The sequence below is a fragment of the Phaeodactylibacter luteus genome, from assembly GCF_007993045.1.
Taxonomy (GTDB): Bacteria; Bacteroidota; Bacteroidia; order Chitinophagales; family Saprospiraceae; genus Phaeodactylibacter; species Phaeodactylibacter luteus.
The window spans coordinates 1-22,120 of record NZ_VOOR01000013.1; the positions used below are offsets into that span (position 1 = coordinate 1).

22 protein-coding genes and 1 CRISPR repeat array are annotated in these 22,120 nt (G+C 52.5%); all 22 genes read right to left on the reverse strand.

The genetic code is table 11. The features are described 5' to 3' along the window. Positions 1 to 179 precede the first annotated feature (179 nt). Positions 180 to 1,082: direct repeats of the CRISPR family, unit length 37 nt; unit sequence GTCTTAATCCTACTCTGGACTGGATAGGTACTCTGAC. 211 nt (positions 1,083 to 1,293) lie between these two features. Continuing rightward, positions 1,294 to 1,776, reverse strand: coding sequence for a CRISPR-associated endonuclease Cas2 (gene cas2 / locus FRY97_RS07840; RefSeq protein ID WP_147166898.1), 483 nt, complete (start codon positions 1,774 to 1,776; stop codon positions 1,294 to 1,296). Continuing rightward, positions 1,776 to 2,804 (reverse strand): CRISPR-associated primase-polymerase type B, encoded by a 1,029-nt coding sequence (locus FRY97_RS07845; RefSeq protein ID WP_147166899.1) that lies wholly within the window; start codon positions 2,802 to 2,804, stop codon positions 1,776 to 1,778. The genes cas2 and FRY97_RS07845 overlap by 1 nt, the downstream gene beginning before the upstream one ends. Further along, positions 2,801 to 3,781, reverse strand: a complete 981-nt coding sequence (gene cas1 / locus FRY97_RS07850) for a CRISPR-associated endonuclease Cas1 (protein WP_147166900.1) — start codon at positions 3,779 to 3,781, stop codon at positions 2,801 to 2,803. Before cas1 ends, FRY97_RS07845 begins: the two co-directional genes overlap by 4 nt. Before the next feature lie 152 nt (positions 3,782 to 3,933). Continuing rightward, positions 3,934 to 4,287 (reverse strand): four helix bundle protein, encoded by a 354-nt coding sequence (locus FRY97_RS07855; RefSeq protein ID WP_147166901.1) that lies wholly within the window; start codon positions 4,285 to 4,287, stop codon positions 3,934 to 3,936. Between the two features lie 510 nt (positions 4,288 to 4,797). Next, positions 4,798 to 6,210: an ATP-dependent DNA helicase gene (locus FRY97_RS07860; protein ID WP_147166902.1), complete on the reverse strand. Its 1,413-nt coding sequence runs from the start codon at positions 6,208 to 6,210 to the stop codon at positions 4,798 to 4,800. An 11-nt stretch (positions 6,211 to 6,221) separates the two neighbouring features. Next, positions 6,222 to 7,931: a TIGR02221 family CRISPR-associated protein gene (csx2, locus tag FRY97_RS07865; protein WP_147166903.1), complete on the reverse strand. Its 1,710-nt coding sequence runs from the start codon at positions 7,929 to 7,931 to the stop codon at positions 6,222 to 6,224. Positions 7,932 to 7,937: 6 nt separating this feature from the next. Then, on the reverse strand, positions 7,938 to 8,429 hold the full coding sequence (locus FRY97_RS07870) for a hypothetical protein (RefSeq protein WP_147166904.1): 492 nt from the start codon (positions 8,427 to 8,429) through the stop codon (positions 7,938 to 7,940). Positions 8,430 to 8,638: 209 nt separating this feature from the next. Beyond that, on the reverse strand, positions 8,639 to 8,908 hold the full coding sequence (locus FRY97_RS07875; RefSeq protein WP_147166905.1) for a hypothetical protein: 270 nt from the start codon (positions 8,906 to 8,908) through the stop codon (positions 8,639 to 8,641). 155 nt (positions 8,909 to 9,063) lie between these two features. Further along, positions 9,064 to 9,525, reverse strand: a complete 462-nt coding sequence (locus tag FRY97_RS07880) for a hypothetical protein (protein ID WP_147166906.1) — start codon at positions 9,523 to 9,525, stop codon at positions 9,064 to 9,066. Further along, positions 9,503 to 10,033 carry a hypothetical protein gene (locus tag FRY97_RS07885; protein WP_147166907.1) on the reverse strand — a complete coding sequence of 177 codons (531 nt, stop codon included), beginning with the start codon at positions 10,031 to 10,033 and terminating at the stop codon, positions 9,503 to 9,505. Before FRY97_RS07885 ends, FRY97_RS07880 begins: the two co-directional genes overlap by 23 nt. After that, entirely contained in the window at positions 10,030 to 10,965 is a 936-nt protein-coding gene (cmr4, locus tag FRY97_RS07890; RefSeq protein ID WP_147166908.1) for a type III-B CRISPR module RAMP protein Cmr4, read from the reverse strand. Before cmr4 (FRY97_RS07890) ends, FRY97_RS07885 begins: the two co-directional genes overlap by 4 nt. After that, positions 10,962 to 12,389 (reverse strand): hypothetical protein, encoded by a 1,428-nt coding sequence (locus FRY97_RS07895; protein WP_147166909.1) that lies wholly within the window; start codon positions 12,387 to 12,389, stop codon positions 10,962 to 10,964. Before FRY97_RS07895 ends, cmr4 (FRY97_RS07890) begins: the two co-directional genes overlap by 4 nt. Then, the gene (cmr3, locus tag FRY97_RS07900) at positions 12,373 to 13,428 is read right to left on the reverse strand and encodes a type III-B CRISPR module-associated protein Cmr3 (RefSeq protein WP_147166910.1); all 1,056 of its coding nucleotides are present in this window, start codon (positions 13,426 to 13,428) and stop codon (positions 12,373 to 12,375) included. The genes FRY97_RS07895 and cmr3 overlap by 17 nt, the downstream gene beginning before the upstream one ends. Beyond that, entirely contained in the window at positions 13,419 to 15,455 is a 2,037-nt protein-coding gene (locus FRY97_RS07905) for a Cas10/Cmr2 second palm domain-containing protein (protein WP_147166911.1), read from the reverse strand. The genes cmr3 and FRY97_RS07905 overlap by 10 nt, the downstream gene beginning before the upstream one ends. Positions 15,456 to 15,465: 10 nt before the next feature. Beyond that, the gene (cmr6, locus tag FRY97_RS07910; protein WP_147166912.1) at positions 15,466 to 16,638 is read right to left on the reverse strand and encodes a type III-B CRISPR module RAMP protein Cmr6; all 1,173 of its coding nucleotides are present in this window, start codon (positions 16,636 to 16,638) and stop codon (positions 15,466 to 15,468) included. Then, positions 16,628 to 17,182, reverse strand: coding sequence for a type III-B CRISPR module-associated protein Cmr5 (gene cmr5 / locus FRY97_RS07915; protein ID WP_147166913.1), 555 nt, complete (start codon positions 17,180 to 17,182; stop codon positions 16,628 to 16,630). Before cmr5 ends, cmr6 begins: the two co-directional genes overlap by 11 nt. Then, a complete protein-coding gene (gene cmr4, locus FRY97_RS07920) occupies positions 17,179 to 18,147 on the reverse strand; it encodes a type III-B CRISPR module RAMP protein Cmr4 (RefSeq protein WP_147166914.1) in 969 nt (322 codons plus the stop codon). Before cmr4 (FRY97_RS07920) ends, cmr5 begins: the two co-directional genes overlap by 4 nt. 7 nt (positions 18,148 to 18,154) lie before the next feature. Then, positions 18,155 to 18,496 carry a HepT-like ribonuclease domain-containing protein gene (locus FRY97_RS07925; RefSeq protein ID WP_147166915.1) on the reverse strand — a complete coding sequence of 114 codons (342 nt, stop codon included), beginning with the start codon at positions 18,494 to 18,496 and terminating at the stop codon, positions 18,155 to 18,157. Continuing rightward, positions 18,480 to 18,773 (reverse strand): nucleotidyltransferase family protein, encoded by a 294-nt coding sequence (locus FRY97_RS07930; RefSeq protein WP_147166916.1) that lies wholly within the window; start codon positions 18,771 to 18,773, stop codon positions 18,480 to 18,482. The genes FRY97_RS07925 and FRY97_RS07930 overlap by 17 nt, the downstream gene beginning before the upstream one ends. Next, positions 18,770 to 19,888 carry a type III-B CRISPR module RAMP protein Cmr1 gene (cmr1, locus tag FRY97_RS07935; protein ID WP_147166917.1) on the reverse strand — a complete coding sequence of 373 codons (1,119 nt, stop codon included), beginning with the start codon at positions 19,886 to 19,888 and terminating at the stop codon, positions 18,770 to 18,772. The genes FRY97_RS07930 and cmr1 (FRY97_RS07935) overlap by 4 nt, the downstream gene beginning before the upstream one ends. Before the next feature lie 107 nt (positions 19,889 to 19,995). After that, complete coding sequence (cmr1, locus tag FRY97_RS07940; protein ID WP_147166918.1) at positions 19,996 to 21,117, reverse strand: type III-B CRISPR module RAMP protein Cmr1; 1,122 nt, start codon at positions 21,115 to 21,117, stop codon at positions 19,996 to 19,998. Between the two features lie 171 nt (positions 21,118 to 21,288). Continuing rightward, the gene (locus FRY97_RS07945; RefSeq protein WP_147166919.1) at positions 21,289 to 22,011 is read right to left on the reverse strand and encodes a CRISPR-associated endonuclease Cas6; all 723 of its coding nucleotides are present in this window, start codon (positions 22,009 to 22,011) and stop codon (positions 21,289 to 21,291) included. Between the last annotated feature and the right edge of the window lie 109 nt (positions 22,012 to 22,120).

Genomic DNA, 22,120 nt, shown 5'->3' on the forward strand with positions numbered 1-22,120 from the left:
TCCGCCGAATGCCCACTGGGCATTCGATTGGGCTGGCGCCCAATTTCGCTCGCTCATTCTGGACTGGACGCTGCTTAACTTGAATAACCTTCTGCACAGCTGTATGGCAATAGCTTAGCGCTGTGCAGTCCCGCTCTTTAGTGACACTTGGCGACGAAGGAGCCTTAGTGTCACTTGAGCGGGAAATCCTACTCTGGACTGGATAGGTACTCTGACCAAGGAGCAGAAAGCTGCCTAAGACGTTGACAAACTGTCTTAATCCTACTCTGGACTGGATAGGTACTCTGACGGACAACCCAGATTACATTGCAATCTGGCCTGCTAGGTCTTAATCCTACTCTGGACTGGATAGGTACTCTGACCTACGAGTCTTTGTGATGATTTTGAAAGACGTATGTCTTAATCCTACTCTGGACTGGATAGGTACTCTGACCTGTAGCTCCGGGTCAGTACATAAAAGCTAACCTGGTCTTAATCCTACTCTGGACTGGATAGGTACTCTGACTAAAGAAATTGCAGCGGGTCTAGGTAGGACCTCTGTCTTAATCCTACTCTGGACTGGATAGGTACTCTGACGTATTGTAGATATAATCTACATTGTATTGCGAAAAGGTCTTAATCCTACTCTGGACTGGATAGGTACTCTGACATATCCATACAAAGCTACAGAGTTCTCACTGAAGTGTCTTAATCCTACTCTGGACTGGATAGGTACTCTGACATTTAGTAGACTGATGAAAATTAAACATCATCCAGTCTTAATCCTACTCTGGACTGGATAGGTACTCTGACTTCCAGACAGTATGTCATTACTTGGGCAAAGACCCTGTCTTAATCCTACTCTGGACTGGATAGGTACTCTGACAGCCTTGACTGTCAGAGAGGGAGAGTACGGAGAGTGTCTTAATCCTACTCTGGACTGGATAGGTACTCTGACTCAACGGTGGTCGTACTGACATTAATGGTAAAGACCGTCTTAATCCTACTCTGGACTGGATAGGTACTCTGACGACACTAAGTTGGGTGAATACTGACCGACATGATTGTCTTAATCCTACTCTGGACTGGATAGGTACTCTGACAGCATATTCCACAACTGGCTGAAAATGAAATACTTAATGTCAAAGAACTCGAAATTTTAACACTTTTTAACAAGGGTTTTTCCTTTAAAACCATCTGATCTGATAACAAAAAGTATAGCCAAGCTAGGGCTGCTTGCCCCGCCGGCACTACAGCAATATACAACCTTTTTGCATTCATCGTTCCCCAAAAACCCAAAAAAATGCTGCCCGGTCAATAAAACAAAGTGTTCGGCGGGTCTGTCAACGACTCCACCTGTATGTCCTTGCCTATGATCTTCATGCTGCCCACCGTGCTCGACTGTACCGGCACCAGCAGTATGCTGTCGTGATTGTCGTATGCGGCCTGTACATCCTTCAGCGCATCGCTGATCTCCGCAAACACCTTCTGATGCGTCCGCGCCATATAGACGGACTTCTGTATCCGTATACAGCCTTTCGACAACAGGTACTTCGCAATGTGGTTGCGCACCCGGTCGTCTTCGATATCGTACATAACAAGGTATACCATGTCATAAGTGTTTTCAGAAGGCCGCCGCACCAGCTGCAGTATGGCCCGTATGCGGTCGTTCAGAACGGGCATATCCTCCCACGGGCTGCCCGCGTTGCCGCCCTCCGGCTGCGGCCCTAGCCCGGCTTCCATGACCAGCCGCAGCTTCTCGCGCAGGTCATAGGCCACTTTCTTTGGCCGGGCCATCAGGGCGCAGGGTATAACAGCCCGCCTATCAGCTGATAGGCCAACTGTGCCAGCTCCGGGCTCGTGCCGGTCTTCGTCGTCTTCACTATCGAAAACCCGCTCTTGCCGTAAAATAGGTTCACCTCCGCCAGATGCGCGCCAGCCGCCAAGCGCAGCCTTTTGCCATATTGTATGGGCTCTGCCGCCTGCAGCTCAATGCCTTCCGCAGCCAGCACTTCCCTGATCTGAGGCACTACCTCCTCCACCTCGGTGGGCACATAAGGGGCGGCCTTCGCCCGATTGGGGCGGTATTGGGGGTTCAGCCGCCGCTTGATCCGGTCCAGCACCTCATCCGTCGGCCCCTCGCCCTTTCCGCGCTTGGGGGCCTCCTGCCCTGACTTCGCCTGCTCCAGCTCGCGCTCCCCTTCCCTCACCGCCCTATCCGCATCGGGGGCGTTGCGGTCGAAGTAGTCTTCCAGCACAATAGGCAATGCTCCGGCATGGAAGTGGGCTTTGGGGTCGACACTAAGGAAACAGGCCCGCGATACATCATGCGTCCGCAAATCCACCACCGCCTGCAGCTCATATTGGGCCGCCAGCTGCTGCAGGAAGGCCTTGTAAAAGTAACTGTACAGCCCGGCGTCAAAGCACTTTTCCGCCAACCGGAACATCACCTTCAGCCCGTCGCCGCTGGGCGAAGTGAACAGCATCAGCACCCGCTCATCGGCCCGCAGCCGCTCGGCCACCGCCTCCTGCTCTAGCCCCGAGCCTTCAAAATGGTCGAGGTCAATGACAAAGCTCTCTATGCTGCTAAAGTGCTCCTTGCGCCGGAATGCCGGGTGGAAATGTCCGCACACAAAGTAAGGCAGCCCCCGCTTCAGCCGGCTGTACTCCCGCTCATCTACCGCCCGCAACAGCCGCAGCCGCTCCACCTGATTGGACAGGGCCTGCTTCGGGTGCCGTATGCCTTGGTACAGCCGTTCCAAGGGCACCTTCTGCAATTGCTCGCTCACGCTTGTTATGTCCCTGCCATACTGTAACTGCATCATAAACTGCTGCTTTGAAAATACTTCGCCAATTGGTGGGCGTACTGCTGTATGTGCACCGCCCGCGACCGCTCCACGCCCTTCAGCGGCACCACCTCCGCCAGATAGTCATTCACCGACTGCACCAAGATCCGCTTGCCCAAGCCTTCCAGCCATATCCCACCGTTGCGCTCCACAAAACACTCCTCCGGGAAAGCCTCCTGCCGGCACAGCTGCAGCACTACATAATCTACCCACACCCGGTACCGCTCTATCACATCAAACACCAGCACCGGCCGGTTGTAATCATCCCGGTGGAATACCCCCACATAAGGATCGATCCCTGCCTTGATCAGCGCCCCCTCCACCTTGCCGTACAGCATCCCGTAACCATAGTTCAATAAGGCATTGAACGCATCCTGTGCCGGGTGCTGACTCCGCCCCCCAAACTGATACGCCTCCGGCAATGCCAGCGACAAAGCCTCAAAATACCGGCGCGAAGCCGCCCCTTCCCAGCCCCTCAGCGAAGGGGCCACATCCGCCACCACCTCGCCTTGCAGCTGCAGCACCTTCCGCTTGTGGTCTTCCAGCGCATTGATCGCCCGCTGCACCCTACGCTCCCCCTCCTCCCCCGCCGGCGCCAACGTCAGCAACACTGCAATCTGCGTCTCCATTTTGTACGCCAGCAGCTGCTTCACCCACTCCACCGCCTTAGGGCTGAAGATAAACTCCACCTGATTCCTCCGTATCGTCGCAATCGAGCCATACTTCACGCTCCACACCCGCCCCTTCGGCGAGCCCTGCCCATCCACAAACAACAGGTCAATCTCATGCTCAATGGCCAGCAACACCGCATCAGAGCTCACCTTAGCCCCCTTGCTCACCGTGATCGTCTTCACCTGCCCCGGCACGATATAGTCCTTCCCCTCCTGCGTATACACCACAAACCGCCCCTGCTCCCGCTGCAACGACGTCCCATAAGAATTCAACACAATATGCATACTCCAATTTTTAAAGGTTCACAGGGCGCACCCCGCCCAAGGCAGCCCCCCAATGCGCGGGGCCGCTATGTTCCGCAGCTCGCTATCCGCTCGGCCCTGCGGTCTGCCCTGCGGGCACTGCTCCACAGCGCTTGCGCAGCCCGGCAGTGCTGCTACCTGAACTTCCGGTGCAATGCCGCAAATATCGCCGTCAGCTCATCCGCCTCTTTTTTGAGGGCCTGCAAGTCTTCCAGCAATACCTGCGGGCAGAGCCCGCCTTCTTCCAGTATCTCCAGCCAAAAGAGGCTCTCATCCGCTTCCTCCAGCACAATGCCGATTTTGGCCGCATACTCCCGCTTGCTGCGCCCACGGTGCGCCGCCCGCGTATTGGCCCCCACCGAAGTCCCCGAGCGGAGCAGCTGATCGCCTATCACCCAATACACTTTCTGGTTCGGCAACGCCTGCACAAACCGGATCACAGCCAACGCAAATTGCTTCGTCCGCCTTTGTAGCCCTCCATCACTCATAACTTATAGGTTTTATTTGTTTTGCTAATCAAGTTTAATCTTCCCTATCCCTGGCCTCGCCCTCGGCAGCCCTGCACTGCCCCCGGACTAGCGCTGCGAAGGGGTATTAGCCCGATAGGGCCGAGCGGACAGCGAGCCCCGCAGCATAGCGACCCGCACCGTCAGGAAGGGTAGGCCCCTCATTTCCTCACTTCTCCCTTCCCCATTTCCTATTTCATACTTCCCATTTCCCATGTCATACTTCCCATTTCCTATTTCCCCATTTCATACTTCCCCCTTCCTATTTCATACTTCCCATTTCCTATTTCATACTTCCCATTTCCTATTTCTTATTTCCCATTTCCCATTTCCTATTTCTTATTTCCCATTTCCCATTTCCTATTTCATACTTCCCATTTCATACTTCCCATTTCATACTTCCCATTTCATACTTCCCATTTCATCCTTCCCATTTCCCCTTCCCTATTTCCTATTTCATACTTCCCCATTTCATATTTCCCACTTCCCATTTCATACCTCCCCCACCCAAAAATCATCATGCAAAAAAAGACGCTCGCTCGCCCTCGTCATAGCCGTATAAAACCAGCGGTACAACGCATCCCTCGGCATCACAAAGACCGACTTCTGCACATTCAAGAACACATTAGGCCACTCCCCGCCCTGCGCTTTATGGCAAGTGATCACATAGCCAAACTTCGCCCGCAGCGCATTCAGGTAAGCATCCGTGCGCATCGCCTCCTCATACGACTTCGACTTGCGCTTCACCCCATTCTTCCTCATCCGCACATCAAAATCGATCAACAAGTTCCGGTTCTCGTCCGGCGTAAGCCCAGGATGATCATTGTACAGCAGCTCCCGGATCAGCAGGGTATCATGCTCCGCGCCACCGCCCACCTCCTGCACCCGCACCCTCAGGAAATTCAGCCCCGCCCGCTTGCCCGCAAGCTCCACCCGCTTGACTACCACCTGATCGCCGTTGGTCAAAGGCACTTTATAACTATTCTGCACCACCATCAGCAGCTCCCCGGGCACCAGGTTCTTGTTGCCCATCAACTGCATCCGCAGCTTGTGGTTGAGCCGCCGGCAATGCCCATTGGCATTCGTGATCATCAGGGCCTCATCGTACGCCTTGCGCTCGAGGTACTTCATATAGCCCCTCACCAGCTCGTGCTCGTTTTTGTACAAGTGCGCCTGCTGCCCAGCCGGCCGGCCGATTTTCGGCCACTTCACAAACCGCCGGGCTACGATGTCGGCACGGAACCGCCCCGCCAGCCGGAGGATTTCCGAGTCTTGCCCCTGACGGATGATCTCGCTCAACTCTGCATACTGCACCGCCACCCTATAATTGTCGCGCAGGTAGCGCGGGCTCAGCGCCGGCGAGAACGTCTCCTTGCTCACCGGCGGCAGCTGACAGGGGTCCCCCACAAAGACTACCCGGTGGCCTTCCGAAAACTCCAGGAAATCCTTTAACAAATGGCCCGAGCCAAACCGCGCCATCTGCCCGCCCGTCAGCGCCATATTGGGGATCATAGACGACTCATCAATGATGTAGACCGGCGGGGCTTCGTAGTCAGGGTGGGCCTTGAGCGCAAACTGAAGCGACAGCTGCCCTGCGGCGGGCGTTTTGTCGCCGGCAGGCAGGCCCTCCATTTCATCGAACTGATAGATGCAAGCGTGGAGGGTGCGCGCTGCTATGCCCGTTTTGCCCTGCAGCACCTTGGCCGCCCGGCCGGTAGTCGCCAAGAGCACCGGGGTAAAGCCCTGCTGCTTCAGCCAGGCTGCATATTGCCCCAAGAGGGTAGTCTTGCCTGTGCCCGCATAGCCTCTGAGCACAAAAGCCCGGCCGGCCGGATCTTTGGTGAACGCCTGCAGCTTGGCCAGGGCCTGCTGCTGATGCGGGGTGAGTTGGATCTGCTTTTTCATAACGGTCAGGATTAATAAGGCCGGAACTGTACAAACTCAAACTGCACCACCTTTTTGCCATCGCGCTCTTCCACCAGCCGCTTGGAGGTGGAAGCCACACAAGGGATGCCCGCCGCCTTCAGCTTCTGCACTAGGGCGAAGGTGAAGGTCATCTCGCCCATGAGGTGGACGGCTGCCGGGGCCAGGGCCAGCACCTGCCCCAGGTAATCTTGTACCAGGGCGTCCATGTCTTCCGCCCTCATGTCCGGGTCTACATTTGGGAAGGGCAGGTCCTTCACAAAGCCATACAGCTCAATGGCCGTTTCCCGCTGACGGGCTGCCCACCGATCGGAAGGATGATTGGAGATGTTGAGCAAGCCGCCCACCGACTCCTGCCCCAAGTAAGGCAGCAGCGTTTCCCGTATCGCGACATAAGCCGACTGCAAGATGTTGTAAAACTTCTCCGCCTTGGTATTCCTGGTATAGCCCCCGTGGTTGATGTCGTTTCGGGCTGCAGCAAGCTTGCTGAACGGCTTGGCCAGCGCCTGCGCCAGCTCATCTTCCATCACCTGATAGCCAAGCGTTGGGTAGCGCCCGAGCTGCCCACGCCATTTCTCCTCCGGCATCGGGAACTCGATCAGCTGTAAGGCACTAGACAGGAAGTCCCGCCCTTTACCATTCTGATAAGGCTCAAAGTAGCCGGCCTCCCCCCAGCCCTTTTCGGCATAATAGCCGCACAGCCAAGTGATGAGGCCTTCCTGCAGCTGTGTGATGCCCTGAGGCACCAGCCGGTGCGCGATGCACCAATTCACAGCCTCCAGCCACTGCCCATTGCGGAAGGGGGCCACCTTCGACTTGATGTGGTCCATCACCCCGTTCAGGGGCTTGATGTAGCTCTGCTCGTTTGAAAAAGCGTTCAAAGCCGAGTACAGCCCATCGAAGTTGTACTCCCATATCTCCCGGCCCCGGTTGGTGGTGATCTTCCTGATGACCTCCTCCAGCCCGTGCGTAATGTCCCGCAAGTTGCTGGCCACGGCGTCCTGCCCTTGGCTTTCCCTGATGATGGGCGCGATGTTCTTCTGCGTGAGCAGGGAAAGGCGCTCGGCATTGCCATCGCGCACAAAATCATCGGCCGCCACCGTCCAGTCTTGCAGGTCGGAGAAGCTGACCAGGTCGAGCACCGGCACGGGGCGGTCCTCCATAGGCCGCTGACTGACTTCAAAAACATTGCCCAGCTGCTCAAAAGCCCCGTAGTAAATGGCTTTGACCTGTATGCCCTTCAGCACCTTGGCGTAGTTGAGCAGGGCCATGCCCAGCATCGGCAGGTAGCGCCAGGAATGGGTGATGTCCAGGTAGACCTCATCTCCAGGCTGTATGCACTCGTACACGCGCTCGAAGGTAGCCCAGATGGCTTGGGGCTCCGATTCCCCATCCACATCTACCGGGCTTACGCCAAAGGCATAGGACTCAGCTTCGATCTGCTGAGCCAGCCCGATATTGGGGATGACCGCTTTGGCCCTGTGGTCATAATGGCCATCGTTCTCCCAATTGCCCGCCCTAGCCTCATCGGTCAGGAAGATGTACGCATGGTCTTCCGCCGTAAAGACAGGGGACAGATGGTTCAGTATCGTCTTCTGCACGTACTTTTCCAGGGGGGCCTGCGCTGCCCGGCGCTCAATGTAATAGCTGACGGGCTCGTAATTGCTGGTGCCCAGGAAAGAAAGTAGGATTTTGCGTGGCATGGTTGATTATTGTGGTAATTGACGGAAATACGCCCGATAATCATAGCGGGACGCTACATTCTCTTCCCCCAAAGTATCATGCGGGACAAGTATCTCCTCTTCATCGAGCTGATCGATCAGCACCAATAGCAGCCGAAGCCCTTCCAGCCGGCACGCTCTGCTCCTTTCCTGTTGCTCGGAGCACAACACATCGAGCCAAAAGCCAGCCTCGTCGTACCAGGATTGGGTGAGCGGGGTGATGACATCGTATCTGCCGTCATCGCCCCAGCTATGGTCGAAAAAATCCCCCTGTAGAGACTTTTTGTAAAAAGCCCTCACCGCATCGAGCACCTCTTCGTCACTCCACTGACTGACGACCTGCTGTTCGTACAGCTCAGAGAGCAGTAAGAACAGACTGTTCTCGTCGAGCAGTTCTAAATTGTCAGTCAGCAAAGCAGACAGCTCCAGTTTGTCAGCTTGCTCAATAGCAAGGCGTAAAGAAGGTAGATCAAAATGCATATCTTAAACTTTTTGGGTGCCGAAATCAAGGCAGGGCAGCAGGTGAGCACTTCCGGTGCGCGGCATCGTGCTTCACGCAGTAAGGCTTCGTCAGCTGTTTCAAGCAAAATGCTGAAGGCTTGGCAAGCCATGGAGTTAATTTTCTCAATTTGGAACGCACCGGGTTCCAAATTGCAATTTTGCCCTACTAAAAGTTCAGCCCTCATCTGCTAACAGATGGTGAAGCGTTTAACAGTAAAATCAGCCGCTTGCGGGTTGTACTTTTCAAGCTTGCCCAGCAGCTCCTCATACCCCGCCAGGGCCGCCCCCCACAATACGGCATCATATAGCTCATCGAGCAACAGCTGTTTTATCTGAGCAACATCAGGATGAGGGGCTTCCAATGCTTCCTGTATGGGCGTTTTCAATAGCTCTAGCTCCCCCCCCAACTGTTGCAGGTTCTGCCCGATCGCCAGAAGCCTGCTTTTCAGTTCTTCCACCAAACTACGTTTTGAAGTAGCCGTAGCCGACGGCGGTTTTGGCGCCTATGCCGTGGTGGGTTGATATCTGCAACCAATAGTTGCAGAATTAAACCTTCAGAAATAAGCTGATGATCAGGAAGTCATAAAGGAGGTTTTGCAAATCGCCTGTTGGACTATTTAGTCATTTCCCGGATGGCTTTATCAATTTGACGGAACAATTCATATCCCTTTTCATAGGTAGTTTCCAATCCACTGTAACGGTTTTCCCACCCTTCGATTTTCCCTTCTTCCAGCTTAACCAACTCATGCAAGGCTCGGTTCCGCTTCTTTCTCCAAGCGTCTAGATCGTTATTGACGAGCAGGTAGAATTCGTCCGAAAAAGCATGCGGCTGATCCTTGACGAGCCTGATCAGAAAACCCAACGTTTTGAAGCTCACCTCTTGTCCTGTGACTCTGCTCAACAAGCTTTCAAGCCGGTCTGTTATCAAACTTTCAAATAATGTGATCCCTTCTAAATAAAGCCCTTTGCCTTTGGCGGCAACAGCTTGGTCTATGGCATTTTTATAAAGCTTATAACGTGCCTGTTGAACTTCATCCTTAGGGTTCTGCCCTTTAGCTCTTATCCGTTTTGCCATTTTCCTTGGTGTTATTTTCAACGTAGGCAATAGTTGCGAGGCGCTTCAAGCACAACAGGAAAAAAGCCAGGCGAGCTTCCAACTCAGCGATAGCATTACAATCTGCCCCGGCGAGTATGTAATACTGAAAACTCCCTGGGTCTATGCCCACGAACTGCGCCATCTGCTCGTAAAGCCGGAGGTAGGCTTGCGGCAAACCGAACTTCTTGGCTGTATCTCCGTCTTTTTTCTTTCCCTCTCCGTCCGGCTTGTCCGCTTGGTGGTCAGTGCCATTGCTTTGCTTATCCTTTTTTTCTCCGTCTTTAACCATCTGCCCGCTCACATAGAGCATGCAGCGCTTCAAGCCCTGAGTGCCCAGCTCCAGGCCGGCCTGCTGCACGGCATTAAGAAGATGCTTGGCCATTTCGGCATTCGCGGCTTGCTCTTGCCTCATATATTCTTCCTCAAAAGCTTGAAATGCGCTCAGGGCCCGTAGCGCAATGCTCCTATTATCTGTCTTGATGCTCATACGGCTTGTATTTGCGGTGAAGAGGAAAAGTGCCAGCTCAGGACGCATTGCCCCTTGCCCAAGGTGGCATTGCCAGCCAATTGCAAAGTCTTGGGGGTACTGTCCAGCATGCCCGCTACCTCCTTGTGCGTGGAGTTAGGCATGGAAAACGACAAGGCGTACAGCAGCGCTCCCTCCGGCAGGTACTCCTCGGTGAAGAGAGCGCCACCGCCCGTAGCGCCGGTGCTGTCCTTAATTTTATTGCGAGTGGAGACCTCTGTGTACAGCCTCGTCAACTCCGTGAAGTTCTCGTCGGATACGATGGCCAGACGCTCCGAAAAATCGTTCAAATCGCTGAGCAGGGGCATGGCTTTTTGCCAGTCTTCCAGCTTGCTTTTGTCTATGCGGGTATCTAGACCGAATACGTGGTGGTGCAGCAGCAGTTTGTCTCCTAAGTCCAAGTTTTTGCCTGCGTATACCGCATTGTCATTGATCGCATTTGCAAAAGCTTGGTAGAAGGTGGCAACCGCCGGCTGCGCCACATCATAGCCTGCTAGCCCGGCCTCCTCTCGGAAGCGCCTCAGCACGCTAGGGCAGCTCACCCAAGCCCAGCCGCCCCGGGCCGAGCGCACAGGGAACAACAACAGCCGGGCATCTGTGAAGGAGAGTAGGCCAGCCTTACCGTACCTTACTTTTTGCTTATTTCCATTTTCGTCCTCGAATACAGATTCTTCTACACCAAAAAGATTGGCCGCATGGCCACTTCTTGCTATGCCCTGCTCGCGCAGCGCCCCCTTGAGGGCCGCGCTGCTGACCTTGGGCCAGCCAGAATGTACCTCCCTGTCTATCGGCCGGTCTAAGATGTGGTTGCCGCCCAGCACTCCGGCGTGCAGAGGGCTGAGGGTGCGCAGCCCGAGTAGGGCACGGAAGTAGGGGTGGGTGTGCTCGCTCATGGTCGCAAGAGTTTTTCGATGGCTTCTTTAAAATTGTTGTTTTCATGCCCATCCAAAGCAATGATAGGCAGTTGGGCGCGATTGGCGGCGCGGATGGCCTTCGCGCTTGTGTCGTAGGGCCATACTTTGCTTAATTCACCCACTTTGGATACTTGCGCTTTCAGCAAGGCGGTCAGCAATACCGGCTTGCCGTATACCCCGGCTATGGCGTAGGTGGTGTATTTGGTGCTCTTGGCCACGTCGCCGCTCATGCCCCCGCTCTTGACCTCGAATACGACTAGCTGGCCGGTTTTGGTGAGCAGGATGATGTCTATTTCGTCGGTTTGCTCATCCACATCCTCCTCCAGGCTGTAGAGTCTTACATTACAAGCCATTTCCGCTACCTTGTCTCCAAAAGCCTCCCAAACCTTTTGGCCAAACAAATCCTCCAGCAAATGCCCAAAGGGGAAAGTGCGTTCTTTGTAGTTTTTGCTTTGGGTAAAGAACTCATACTCCGTTTGACTGAGATAGCTGTCATCTCCATCCTTAAGCAAGTAGCTTTTGAGCTTAGCCTCTACTTTCCAAATTTTGTTGTTGTAGAAACGTACAAGCTGCTTTTTGCCATTTATGGTATACTCCTTTTCAAAGTAATAAAGCTTCTTTTCGTCAACTTCCTCATATTTGACTAGTCCCTTCAGCGCTTTAGTTTTATCGGTAAATTTCTTATTGAGGGAAAGCATACGCATTCTGAAAAGCTCGTTTTCAGGCTTCTCATACTTTTGGGCGATGGTTTTGAGGGCGTCATGCGGGACAAACTTACGGGAGGCATATGTGCTTACATCAGCCCCCATCAGCCTTAGGGCGATGGGGATGGTGAGCAAGTGTAAATTATGCGCTAACTTGTACTTTCCTAACTTGTGTTCAGAGGCAGGAATAGGCACAAGCTTTTGGTCTTCGACCTTCATCCATACGAGCTGAGCATTATTCCCTTCCAAGTACATTACGACGTCATCCTTGCGCTCTTCTTCTTTCAATAGCTCGAAAATGGCCAGCAGGATAGGGCGCTGCCCGCCGGTGATGTTCCAAAGGACTTTTTTGCCTTTGGCTTTGTCTCCCAAGGGCTTCTTTATACCACCTATTTTATTAATGTCACTTAGCTCTTCTTTGCTTGACGGCATATCAAAACGTGTGCCCTTCTCCTCATTTTTAAGCTTCTTGCAAGTGTCGAACAAGCATTTGTCAAACGCCTCATTTGGCACACCTTTCAAGGTCAGGTACATCTTGGGCTGCTGAAAGTCGAACAGCAGCATAGGCAGGTAATTCACCATCTGATTGAGGGTGGAAATCATGCAGTAGGTATATTCCTGGGCAATTGTTTGCTGCCATTGGTTCGTATTGCGCTTGTTGTCAGCGCTATTGCTTTTACTTTTATTCTTTGTCGCCATCGTAGGGTATGATTTCAAATTGGTTATAGCCTTGGCCGTACTCGCCATAGCCTAATTCGGATTGTGCTTGCTGTGTACTTATGGAGCCTGCACTGCCCGTGTACTCAAGAATGTACACACTGCCCGCCGGAGCGACGTAGCGCATGGGCTTCGGCCGACGCTGCTTGTAATCAAAGCCGCCGAGCAAATAGGGCTTGCCCGTTACCCCGCCCTCTACCCTAAAGGGCTTGTCTTTGAGCAATGCTGGATGGCCGTACTCATCCAAATAGGCAGGCGAAGTGAGGTAGAGTTTGAAAAAGTCAGCCTTCTGCGCTGGCAATCGAAGCGAAAAGACCGCTTTGAGTTCATCTGCCTCCTGCTCTTTGACTTTCTCAAACCGCGCCATTTTCCCCTCCCCGCCCAATTTCAGTATGCCCGAATCTGGATAATCATCCGGGTACGCTGCTTCTACCAAAAAGCAGTAGCCCGGCTGCAGATGGGAAAAATGCACAGTATAGAGCTTGCCTTCTTCTGCTGTCCTGCGGTGTGCGTCTCGCCCAATACCGATTTTGAATTCTTGCCCAACTATTTCCTGTACTTTAGAAAGCTCCAAAGTGTTGAAGTCTTCATGTGCCCCCATATAAGCCTCCAAGCTGCCCATAGATAGCAAGTAGCCTTCGGGCAGCTCGACTTTCTCGTCGGTCAGGGGCTTCAGCAGTACGTTCTGTCCTTCTCGCTTGGTAATGAAGCCATGCTCATCCTGCCAGTGAAAATTGTGGTGATGGCGGCGCGCCTCCTCTTCCATGAACATATCGAGCGGCGCTGGCAAATAGCAATGCATGACGTTTTCGCCCAGCAGCATGATACGCCCAATCTTGAGGGCATCAAGCGGTGTATTGTTGTCTCTGTACCAAAGCTGCGAGAACAACGCCCCCCAAACCACCCCCGGCGGCGGCAACAGCTCGGCTTCCGTCCAGCTCTCGTCCCCGATGCTGAAGGGGCGGCCCTTGCCAAAGAACAGGCCGTCGAAGGGCGTTATTTTGAGGTATCCTATGGCCATAGATTGGTGTGTTTTGCGGCCAGCTCGGCCATTTTCAAGAATTGGAGGAAGTTGGGCAGGTCGAAGTGGGTGCGCCCCTCGCGGAGCTGCTCGAACAGCAAGTCTGAAAACTGCCCGTCGAAGTCCATCTCTTCCTTGGGGGATTTGACCCGGCTGCTGTCCCGTGCCCGTAACAGCAGCCGCTTCAGCTCGCGCAGGGCGTAATTGCGGAGTTGCTCCTGCTCATTAGCATCCGTCTCCCCGCCCAGCCCTAGCGTTTCCATATTGGAAGCAAACTGAAAGATAAACTGCGGGGAGTAATCACCCCGCTGCAAGGCTTGGAACAACTGCCGCAGCAAGTTCAGTTTGTCCTGTTTAAAGTAGCTCGTGCTGACCGCCCCGCTCTTCGCCATAAAGCAGCAGGCGATGCCGTCCTTGCCCTCCTTATCGAAGCGGGCCTTGACGGCCTTTAGCTCGGCCTTGGTGGTCTGCACCGCCCGGGTCAGGGGCGACTTGTAGTGGGCCATGATGATGGATGTGGAGTAGGTCAGGCCGGTGTCCAGCTTGTTCCATTCCGTTTGTATATGCTCAAGCAGCTCGAATAATCCATGCAGGTTGAGCATGAGCAGGAAATCGTCGCCCCCGGCGTGGAGAACGCGGCCTTTGCTGCCACCCTCTACCAGTTTGGTCACTTCCTCTGCGAATTGGTGGAGATACCTGGCCGTTTCTACATGGCCTGCCTTATCTACCTTTTGCAGGTGCTTGCCCAGCCCGTCTATGTCTAGGGCGACTAGGGCGTAGTAGGGGTGTAGGGCAGCTTTGCAATCGTCCGTATTAGGCAGCGCAGCCTTGAACTTCTTGTGTGCCTTGCTGATTTCTTCAAGTTTCCCCACGTCAAAGTTGTACTTCTTGAAGTAGCTCTCGGTGTGGTTGTCATCGAAGTAGAGTTCCTCGTCTTCTGCTCGATAATTTGGATATCTTTTCCCAAAATCCTCCGGTCGGGCGTTTTTTACCAACTCATCCAAGACCTTGAATTTCGCCCGGACGTTATCCAGCCCATTGGCTGCGGCTTCCGATTCCATCCGGTTGAGGGTATCCAATAAAGCTGTTTTTGCGGTGGTGGGCAGTTCTATTTCTTGGAGGTAACGCTTTGCTGAATACTTGGCTTCCCAAAAGTCTGGCTTATTGTATAGCGCCTCCCACTGCGACTTATCTTCCACTGCGCCCTCAACCTCATCCGGCTTGTAGCAGCGTTTGAACAAGCTGACTGCCGAGAGCCCTTCGCCATCTTGGATGAACTTTGGCGGAACGTTGTTGATTTCAACAAAAGCCCCTTCATCAGCTTGTCCAGATTTTCCTACAAGCACCACTTCCTCTCGGCATAGAAACAGTTTGTTCCGCAACAGCGCACCCACGGTTTTATACTGCTCTATATCCTGCTCGCTCCACCGGTAGACCTTCACGTTGCGCTCGCCGTCCACGATGCACTTGCGGCCAGTCTCGCCCAGGAAGCCCTGCTCAAATCCCGCATAGTTACCGTATGCGCCTTGGTAGGCCAGGGTCTTGGGCGTGCGCAGGTGCTTGCTCATGCCAAAGACGCGCTCGGCCTCGCGGTAGCGCTCGGCATAGTGCTCCTCATCGTAGGGGGAGAAAATCCAGTAAGTTTGCAGATGGTTTTCGAGCTGCTCCTTCAGCCCTTTGATTTGGTCGAGTCCTTTGCCGCACAGGGCAGCTTCGATGACGGCCAGGCCCTCGGCTGCAAAGCGTTCCTGTACGGCATCAGCTACTTTATTCCCGATGTTTTTCCCCGTATCGCCATTTTCCAGTGCTATCGTGCCCACAAAGCGGTTGGTGAGCGAGGCGCTGTTGACTTCGGGGAATAGGATACTTCCTCCTTGCTGCACAAAAGTCAAAGCGGCATATCTGCAGTAGTCAGACACCATGCGGCAGCCGAGGTACAGGTCCTGCGCCTTGCGCGCTTGCGCAATGAAGGACTGCACCGGGCCTAGGGAGAAGATGAAGAAGTGGGTTGGGGTGGGTTGAGTCATGGTTTTCTGATTAGCTAATGATGCCGTCTAATGAGGCAGAAGAGATGATTTTGCCTTGTTTCCCTGCTTGGATAGTAACCCTGATAATGTCTTCTACTTTTAGCGTATTTGTCCTTCCAGCGATTTGGATATTGGGATGCTTTTTATCCTCATAGCCATAAACAGTGGCCGTAGCTGGTCTGCCAGGCTTTGTCACTACTGCTTCAAACTTATCTCCATTTTTAAATTTCTTAGTGCGCCCTTCTTTAAACTGCGGCTCCCGCTTCTCTTCGGGCTCCTCCGGTGGGATATATTCATCATCCTCGCCTCGTATACGCCCATAGCCCACGGCCGTCTTAGCGCCTACGCCAGCTTCTTTTAGTGCATTTTCCAGCCATTCTTTAGCGGTTTTGAGCAGTTGCTTATTTTGCTCTTCCTCAGCACCCGGGATGTACCCGAGGTGAAACTGAAAGGACACCCCCTTCATCGTCAGAAAGAAGATGGGGCGGGGGCTGAGCCAATCTGCGGGGGGCTTATTGCCTTCGTAGTAATCGGGATAGTGGTTGTTCATAATGTCGGGCTGCACCATCTTCTCCTCAAGCGCTACCGGCAGGGCATCGAAGAAAATGATTTGACCTTGCTGAAAGTCTTTGTCTCCATCTTGCTCATTACCGAAAATCTTCAGGTAATCCGTACCCTCTTTATCCTTACCTTCCGCCTTAGCCCAGTGCCGCGTCATCCCCTTGAGCGAGCTGCCGGGCAGGTAGGGCATGCCGTAGGTAGGGTGGAAGGTGAAGCCGTTCTCGTAGACGGAGGCATTTCCCATGCCGAGGGCGATGCGCCATTCGGCTTTTAGTAAGAAAGACTCAATGCTTGGACAAAGAGATTGGATAGCCTTGGCATATTCATTATTAAATTTCTTGTATCTCTCCTTTTGAGCGCCGCTCAATGACCATTCTGTAGTCAAATCAAGAAGGTAATCTTGTTTAATTTTACTGTCCCGGGTCTTGTGGAAGAAGTGGAATTTGATTTCTTGAGACAAAAGTTTGTCAATTTCCAATTCTTGCCTCAGCTCCTCCTTTTTTGCGAAGTGCCCCATCCGGTTGAATAGCAAAGCAAAGTTCTCGGGCTTCTCAGCCCCTATTGCTTTTTTCGTATCACTTGGCAGTGCGGTACGGTCTATTTTGAATAAATTATTTGCCATCGTTTCCGGTTTTTTCAGGTTTTTGCAATCGCGCGTCGGCCACGCGCTTGAGGTCTTGGAGGAAGGCCAGGGCTTCGCGGGTGGCTTGGCGGATGTGGGGGCTATTTTTGCTGTAGAGTTGTTGGATGGAATTTTTAGCTTTCTGTGCTTCTTTCTCCCGGTCTTGCACATTTTGGATATTCTCGCACTCGTCATCCACCTTTTCTAAATAACCGCTACACCTTAGCCATTTGGTCAGGTGCTCGATGATGAGGTTGTAAGCTTCAGCTTTTTTATCCCCTTTATTCGCCTTGCCCTGTGCAAAGAGCAGGGCGGCCACCAAGCCGCTGTTCAGCACGAGCATGCCGAAGGACTTGATGTATTGGTGGTAGTTTTTGGCGAGTTCACTTGGGGTGAGTTTTTCTTCTTTCCTCTTTTGAGGTGTTAGCTTCAACCGAGGGTCCTCTTTGTCGCCTTTTCCCAACTCCGCAGCTTTTATGACCTCCTGCACGCGCTCTAACGCAAAGTCCAGCCGCTCGTCCGCTATGCTTTTGAATCCGATCATGGGTTGGTGGTTTTGAAGGTGAGCTCCACTATGCCCTTGCCGATAGTGGTGTTGCCGCCGATTTGGAGGACTTTTTGGGTATCATCCCCTCCCCAGCAATCTTCGGTGATGAAGTCGCTGACGTGGTCTTCTGTTTTGAAATCATCAGGTAAAGCCAGATTCTTCTCCCCCTTCGGCTGCCGGGGCGCCTCGGCCATGAGCAGACTGTAGAGCACCGCCTCGGCGGGCAGGTACTCTTCGGTAAAGAGGGCGCCGTCGGCAACCACACCGTTGTCTCCGATTTTATTCCGGGTCATGCGCTCGGTGAAGAGCTGCGTGAAGTCGCCGAAAGCATCATCAGGCAGGATGATGAGGCGGGTAGTGTCGAGGCCGGTAGCGGTCTTTAGGGCATTGGCTATGGCTTGGCCTTGGCCTCCGTCTTCATCTTTAAAAAGGTACTCTTCGAGAATGACCTTGCCGCCCTTTTGCAAGGGGCAGCTATTTGGCAGCAAGCATTGGCGTTCTTTTAAGGCCATACCATCCAAAGCGCTCATCAAGCCACTCCCCTGCCCTGCCCGCTCAAGGTCTTCGGCCAGCCGCTTCAGCACATAGGGGCAAGTCGCCTGTGCGAACACCCCCCACATGGAGCGGACTGGAAAGAGCAGCATGCGCGCATCGGTGAAGGTAAGGGCCCCGGCGAAGTAGCGGGCGTAGGCATTGGCGCTGCCCTCACCGGAAAAGTCAGTATTTGTGTCTTCGTACATGCTTTGGTCATCATAGCCAAAGGCGAGGTGGATTTGGGTAGCGTCTGCGCCCAACTGCTCCACCCGGCTGCGCAGCGCGCCCTTGAGGGAAGAAGCTTCGATCTTGGGGTATCCGGTGACGAGCTCCCGCTGTATGGGGAGGTCTACTAGGCCGTTATCCTTGCCGCTGCCCGCGTGCAGGGCGGAAAGGGTACGGAGGTAGAATGGGGTGGTTTTGGACATGGTACTGTTATTCTGCTATTAGTTTTTGAATCTTGGAACGAAGGTCTGGAAGATCATACTGTATGATTTCCCAAACCAAAGCTGTGGAGACCTCAAAGTACTGATGTATGAGTACATTCCTAAGGCCAATTATTTTACGCCAAGGCACCTCTGAAGCATCCTCCCGAAGCTCTTCACTGAGGCGGGAAGCCGCCTCACCAATAACCTCTAGGAGACGTATGCTTGCCAATACGAGCACCTCGTCCTTGGCGAATGTTTCATAATCTAGCCCTTGTGTATATGTTGTCAGTTGAGTAGCCGATTCCGCTATATGTCTCAGCCGTGCATCGTCACTAATCCTCCCTTTCATAAATCAGTTGTTTTTGGGCCTCCACATACGGCCTTATGTAGGGAGACAGGCTTTCCTCAGGCACGAGGTCCACCTTGCGCTGCAGTAAGTCTTCTAGGTCCAATATCATTTGCACGAAGTGTAGGCCGATAGGCTTGCTGTGATCGAGTATCACGAGCAGGTCTATATCGCTTCCCTCTGTGGCCGTGCCCGCCGCGTGGGAGCCGAACAGCCAAGCTTTCAGCACCGGCTGCTCCTTGAAGTAGGCTTGGATGGCGGTTTTGGATTGCTCTGTCATCTTATGAGGGTTTTGATTGGTACAGATTTAAGCTTCAACTTCTCAAAGAACGAATTCAGAAGAGCCAGTTCAGCCTCAGTCCAGAAGTGGTCTTTCTCACAAGTAGCCTTTGGGTTCTTACTATGAAATTCGAAGCCAACCCCTTCAGGTATAAGCCTACCTTCTAACTTAGTAACCATCCAATGAAACTGATTTTTGTGTTTCAGTAAAGTAATGGATACAGGCGAGGCGCGCCTTGAGTACTTCTCGTTCTCTGTTTCCTGAAAATTAACGCTGTTGTCATCGCGTACACTGATGGGCAAACCAAAAGCAGCTTTCTGATTCAGCGTTTCCATCGTGAACTTACGGCGAGAACGATCCTTATTTGGAATCGCTTTTCGGTGCTTAAGCATAATGCTGCCGATAGCATCAAGTGCTTTGTCCCAAGAAGGGAAAGCTTCGCTACTCAGGTACGCATTGCCCAAGGTGCTGTAGTTTTCAGAACGGAGGCTATCCTCACTAACTTGAAATATGTCATGTACAACTGCAATGCTTTTTTTCAAGAAAGCCCCTAATTCCGCATTAGGCTTGAAACGGAGTGCCTCAGGCAAGGCGTCCCCATCTGTCTTAACGACTCGGAATGCGCCAGCACCGCGCCGCGCCCTAGTGCCCAAAGCCCCAAAGTGAGCCAGCACCCAAAATGCTGCTGCTGCTTTTCTCAATGCACCCTCTTCTTTACTGCGCAGTACGACTGCAAATGGGAAATCCTCAGCAATATATTTTCTTTCAACCTGATACCCTTTTGCAACCAAGCTATAAAACAGGTACTTCCCACCTTCATCCAAATGAAGTAAAGTTGCAGGGTATTGCGCTATCTCCCCACACCGAACACTAAGCTCCACCAAGCTCCGCCCATGCGCCTCCGTCACCCCGCCAAACAAAGATTCATCCTGCTTTAGTAGCCGTTTATGGCTTTCGTCCCCCTGTTTATCATAGGGCCAGCCCAAGCTGATGGCCCTGGCCCAAAACCGCAGCGCCCCCTTAATGCTAGGCGCACGCAGCTCGGCCTCGTCCGTATCAGGCCCACTTAGGAACATAGGGCTGATGGTTCGGCAATGAAAAGTAATCTTGTTCATGTTAGTATTCTTTTAGGCTTTGTTTTCAGAGGGCACGATGCTGGTTCTATTTTTTGCCTGCGCAATGAAGCTCTGCACGGGACCTATGGCGAAGAGGAAGAGGTAGGTCATAGTATTTCAGTTCTTATCGTTGAAGTAAAAGATTCTTTTATTCCTTGATAGGGTTGATTTAGAAAGGCCGGTCTTTTTTGATTGTATTGATTTAGGTTCTTTCTTGGAGTAACAAGCTTCAGGTCAACGCCTTCAGGCAGTAAAGAGGATGCGAAATTCGTAATAACAATATAATACCTACCGTTAAATTCATTTATATGTATTATCAAACTTGACGCGCTACGATCAATTTCTCTTTTTGTAGTTTTTACATTGGCACCTGCTTTTCCGTATCTATCCAAGCTAGTGTATCGGAAAGATAAAGGAAGGCCAAATTCAACTCTCTGTATCTGTTTTGGAAAAGTCCCAGATACTATATAGTTCTTAACTTCATTGTAGTCTGGCTGTAGTCTTTCTCGAAACTCTTTGAATAACCTCCCAATTCTTTCTAATGCGCCTAGCGCGAATGTCTCCGAATCTTGCAAGACATGTATTTGCGCATTATGTAGCATTGGAAAAGGTGTAAAGGAACCAGGATTAAAATCTCTCGTGAAGGCAAATCTATTGGCTAAAAAGTCTATGTTTCTTCTTAGATGTCTCACCAGCGACTCTGATCCAGATTGAACAAATTCAAATTCAATTGAACTATTCCCTGATATAGAATCAATTTTAAAACAACCGCCACCCCTTCGTGAACGCGTTCCTATGCCTCCAAAATTAGCTAGCGTCCAAAAACTAAGAGCCGCCTCTTCTAAGGCTAAGCTTTCAAGAGAAGATAAATGAACGGAGAAATTACCTTCCCAAATTCCTGGTCTATTATTCATAGGTATTGTATACCACAAATATTGAAGACCAGGATGCTGCTCTTTGTCAGCTTTTGTGTCAGGAAGGGATCCAGTTTTAATATTTCCTTCCTCCAAACGAATTGTGACTTTACTCCTCCCCCCCGTATTCGTACCTCCAAATATGGCTTCTTCTCTCTTCCTCATCTCTTCCACCCCCAAATGCCCATTCAAAGCCCGCCACCAAAACCGCATCGCACCTTTGATGCTCGGCGCCCGCAGCTCCGGCGTCTGCCCGTCCGCCCCTGCCAAAAACATAGGCGTAATAACCTTACAATGAAAAGTGATCGACTCCATATTTGTTATTTGTTAGTGGTTGTGTAAATCATGGCTGTTCGTGGTTCCCATTTCAAATTTCATATCCCCCATTTCGCACTTCATATTTCTTATTTCAAACTTCATATTTCTTATTTCAAACTTCATATTTCTTATTTCAAACTTCATATTTCTTATTTCAAACTTCTTATTTCAAATTTCAAACCCCGCACTCCCCACTTCATATTTCATACTTCCCAGCTTCTTACCCCTTATTTCAAGCAAACTCCCAAACCCCACGCTCACGCCCTTGCCCAAGCCGATAAAATTAGGGAAGCTCGCATTGCAGCGGAAATTCAGCGAAAAGCAAAGGACTTTGCGGCCCTTGTAAGGAAGCCAACGACTGCCTTTGAGGCGGGAGATCTGTACTTGCAGGGCCCCTTCCGGGCACCAGCCGATGCCTTTGGCGAAAGCCAGGATATTGCCCAACAGGAGCTTCTCCAGAAACTGCAAGCGTTCGATTTCGGTGCCGAGCGCTTGGAAACGCTGATAGTTGTCCTGATTGAGGGCCTGCCAGTCTTTGAGGGCATACTCGAGCTGCCCCTGCCAGCATTGCACGTTGAAGTAGTTGAGGTGGATGTCCTCGATCTGAAACGTCTCCTGCCGGTCCCCGATGCGCAGGGACAGGTCCCGGCGCTGGAACAGATAGTGGATGTCATCGGTGCCTTCGTTGAGGCAGATGATGCTCGCCTTCTTGAACAGCGGCTTGTATTGTATGAGCGGGTAACGATAGATGCTGCCGCTGTCCGGGGTATGGTTGTGGAAGAGGGCCGACTGCCGGGCGGTGGCTTCGATGACCGAAGCCCGGAAACAGGGAGCTTCCCTGGCCAGGATAGGGTTGGCGAATGTCACCTTGAGATAGCGTACCTTTGGCATATAGGCGTTTTCATTGGGTCAGGGAATGCGCTCGCACAACAACTGCCGCAGGCGGGGCACACCGGGTATTGGGGGGCACAGACCGCCGCTGTGTTTTGCTCACAGGTAA

What these genes read in the sequence shown, in the direction of transcription:
- cas2 (WP_147166898.1), bottom strand. Translation starts at nt 1,776, where the DNA reads ATGGCCCGGCCAAAGAAAGTGGCCTATGACCTGCGCGAGAAGCTGCGG.
- FRY97_RS07845 (WP_147166899.1), bottom strand. Translation starts at nt 2,804, where the DNA reads ATGATGCAGTTACAGTATGGCAGGGACATAACAAGCGTGAGCGAGCAA.
- cas1 (WP_147166900.1), bottom strand. Translation starts at nt 3,781, where the DNA reads ATGCATATTGTGTTGAATTCTTATGGGACGTCGTTGCAGCGGGAGCAG.
- FRY97_RS07855 (WP_147166901.1), bottom strand. Translation starts at nt 4,287, where the DNA reads ATGAGTGATGGAGGGCTACAAAGGCGGACGAAGCAATTTGCGTTGGCT.
- FRY97_RS07860 (WP_147166902.1), bottom strand. Translation starts at nt 6,210, where the DNA reads ATGAAAAAGCAGATCCAACTCACCCCGCATCAGCAGCAGGCCCTGGCC.
- csx2 (WP_147166903.1), bottom strand. Translation starts at nt 7,931, where the DNA reads ATGCCACGCAAAATCCTACTTTCTTTCCTGGGCACCAGCAATTACGAG.
- FRY97_RS07870 (WP_147166904.1), bottom strand. Translation starts at nt 8,429, where the DNA reads ATGCATTTTGATCTACCTTCTTTACGCCTTGCTATTGAGCAAGCTGAC.
- FRY97_RS07880 (WP_147166906.1), bottom strand. Translation starts at nt 9,525, where the DNA reads ATGGCAAAACGGATAAGAGCTAAAGGGCAGAACCCTAAGGATGAAGTT.
- FRY97_RS07885 (WP_147166907.1), bottom strand. Translation starts at nt 10,033, where the DNA reads ATGAGCATCAAGACAGATAATAGGAGCATTGCGCTACGGGCCCTGAGC.
- cmr4 (WP_147166908.1), bottom strand. Translation starts at nt 10,965, where the DNA reads ATGAGCGAGCACACCCACCCCTACTTCCGTGCCCTACTCGGGCTGCGC.
- FRY97_RS07895 (WP_147166909.1), bottom strand. Translation starts at nt 12,389, where the DNA reads ATGGCGACAAAGAATAAAAGTAAAAGCAATAGCGCTGACAACAAGCGC.
- cmr3 (WP_147166910.1), bottom strand. Translation starts at nt 13,428, where the DNA reads ATGGCCATAGGATACCTCAAAATAACGCCCTTCGACGGCCTGTTCTTT.
- FRY97_RS07905 (WP_147166911.1), bottom strand. Translation starts at nt 15,455, where the DNA reads ATGACTCAACCCACCCCAACCCACTTCTTCATCTTCTCCCTAGGCCCG.
- cmr6 (WP_147166912.1), bottom strand. Translation starts at nt 16,638, where the DNA reads ATGGCAAATAATTTATTCAAAATAGACCGTACCGCACTGCCAAGTGAT.
- cmr5 (WP_147166913.1), bottom strand. Translation starts at nt 17,182, where the DNA reads ATGATCGGATTCAAAAGCATAGCGGACGAGCGGCTGGACTTTGCGTTA.
- cmr4 (WP_147166914.1), bottom strand. Translation starts at nt 18,147, where the DNA reads ATGTCCAAAACCACCCCATTCTACCTCCGTACCCTTTCCGCCCTGCAC.
- FRY97_RS07925 (WP_147166915.1), bottom strand. Translation starts at nt 18,496, where the DNA reads ATGAAAGGGAGGATTAGTGACGATGCACGGCTGAGACATATAGCGGAA.
- FRY97_RS07930 (WP_147166916.1), bottom strand. Translation starts at nt 18,773, where the DNA reads ATGACAGAGCAATCCAAAACCGCCATCCAAGCCTACTTCAAGGAGCAG.
- cmr1 (WP_147166917.1), bottom strand. Translation starts at nt 19,888, where the DNA reads ATGAACAAGATTACTTTTCATTGCCGAACCATCAGCCCTATGTTCCTA.
- cmr1 (WP_147166918.1), bottom strand. Translation starts at nt 21,117, where the DNA reads ATGGAGTCGATCACTTTTCATTGTAAGGTTATTACGCCTATGTTTTTG.
- FRY97_RS07945 (WP_147166919.1), bottom strand. Translation starts at nt 22,011, where the DNA reads ATGCCAAAGGTACGCTATCTCAAGGTGACATTCGCCAACCCTATCCTG.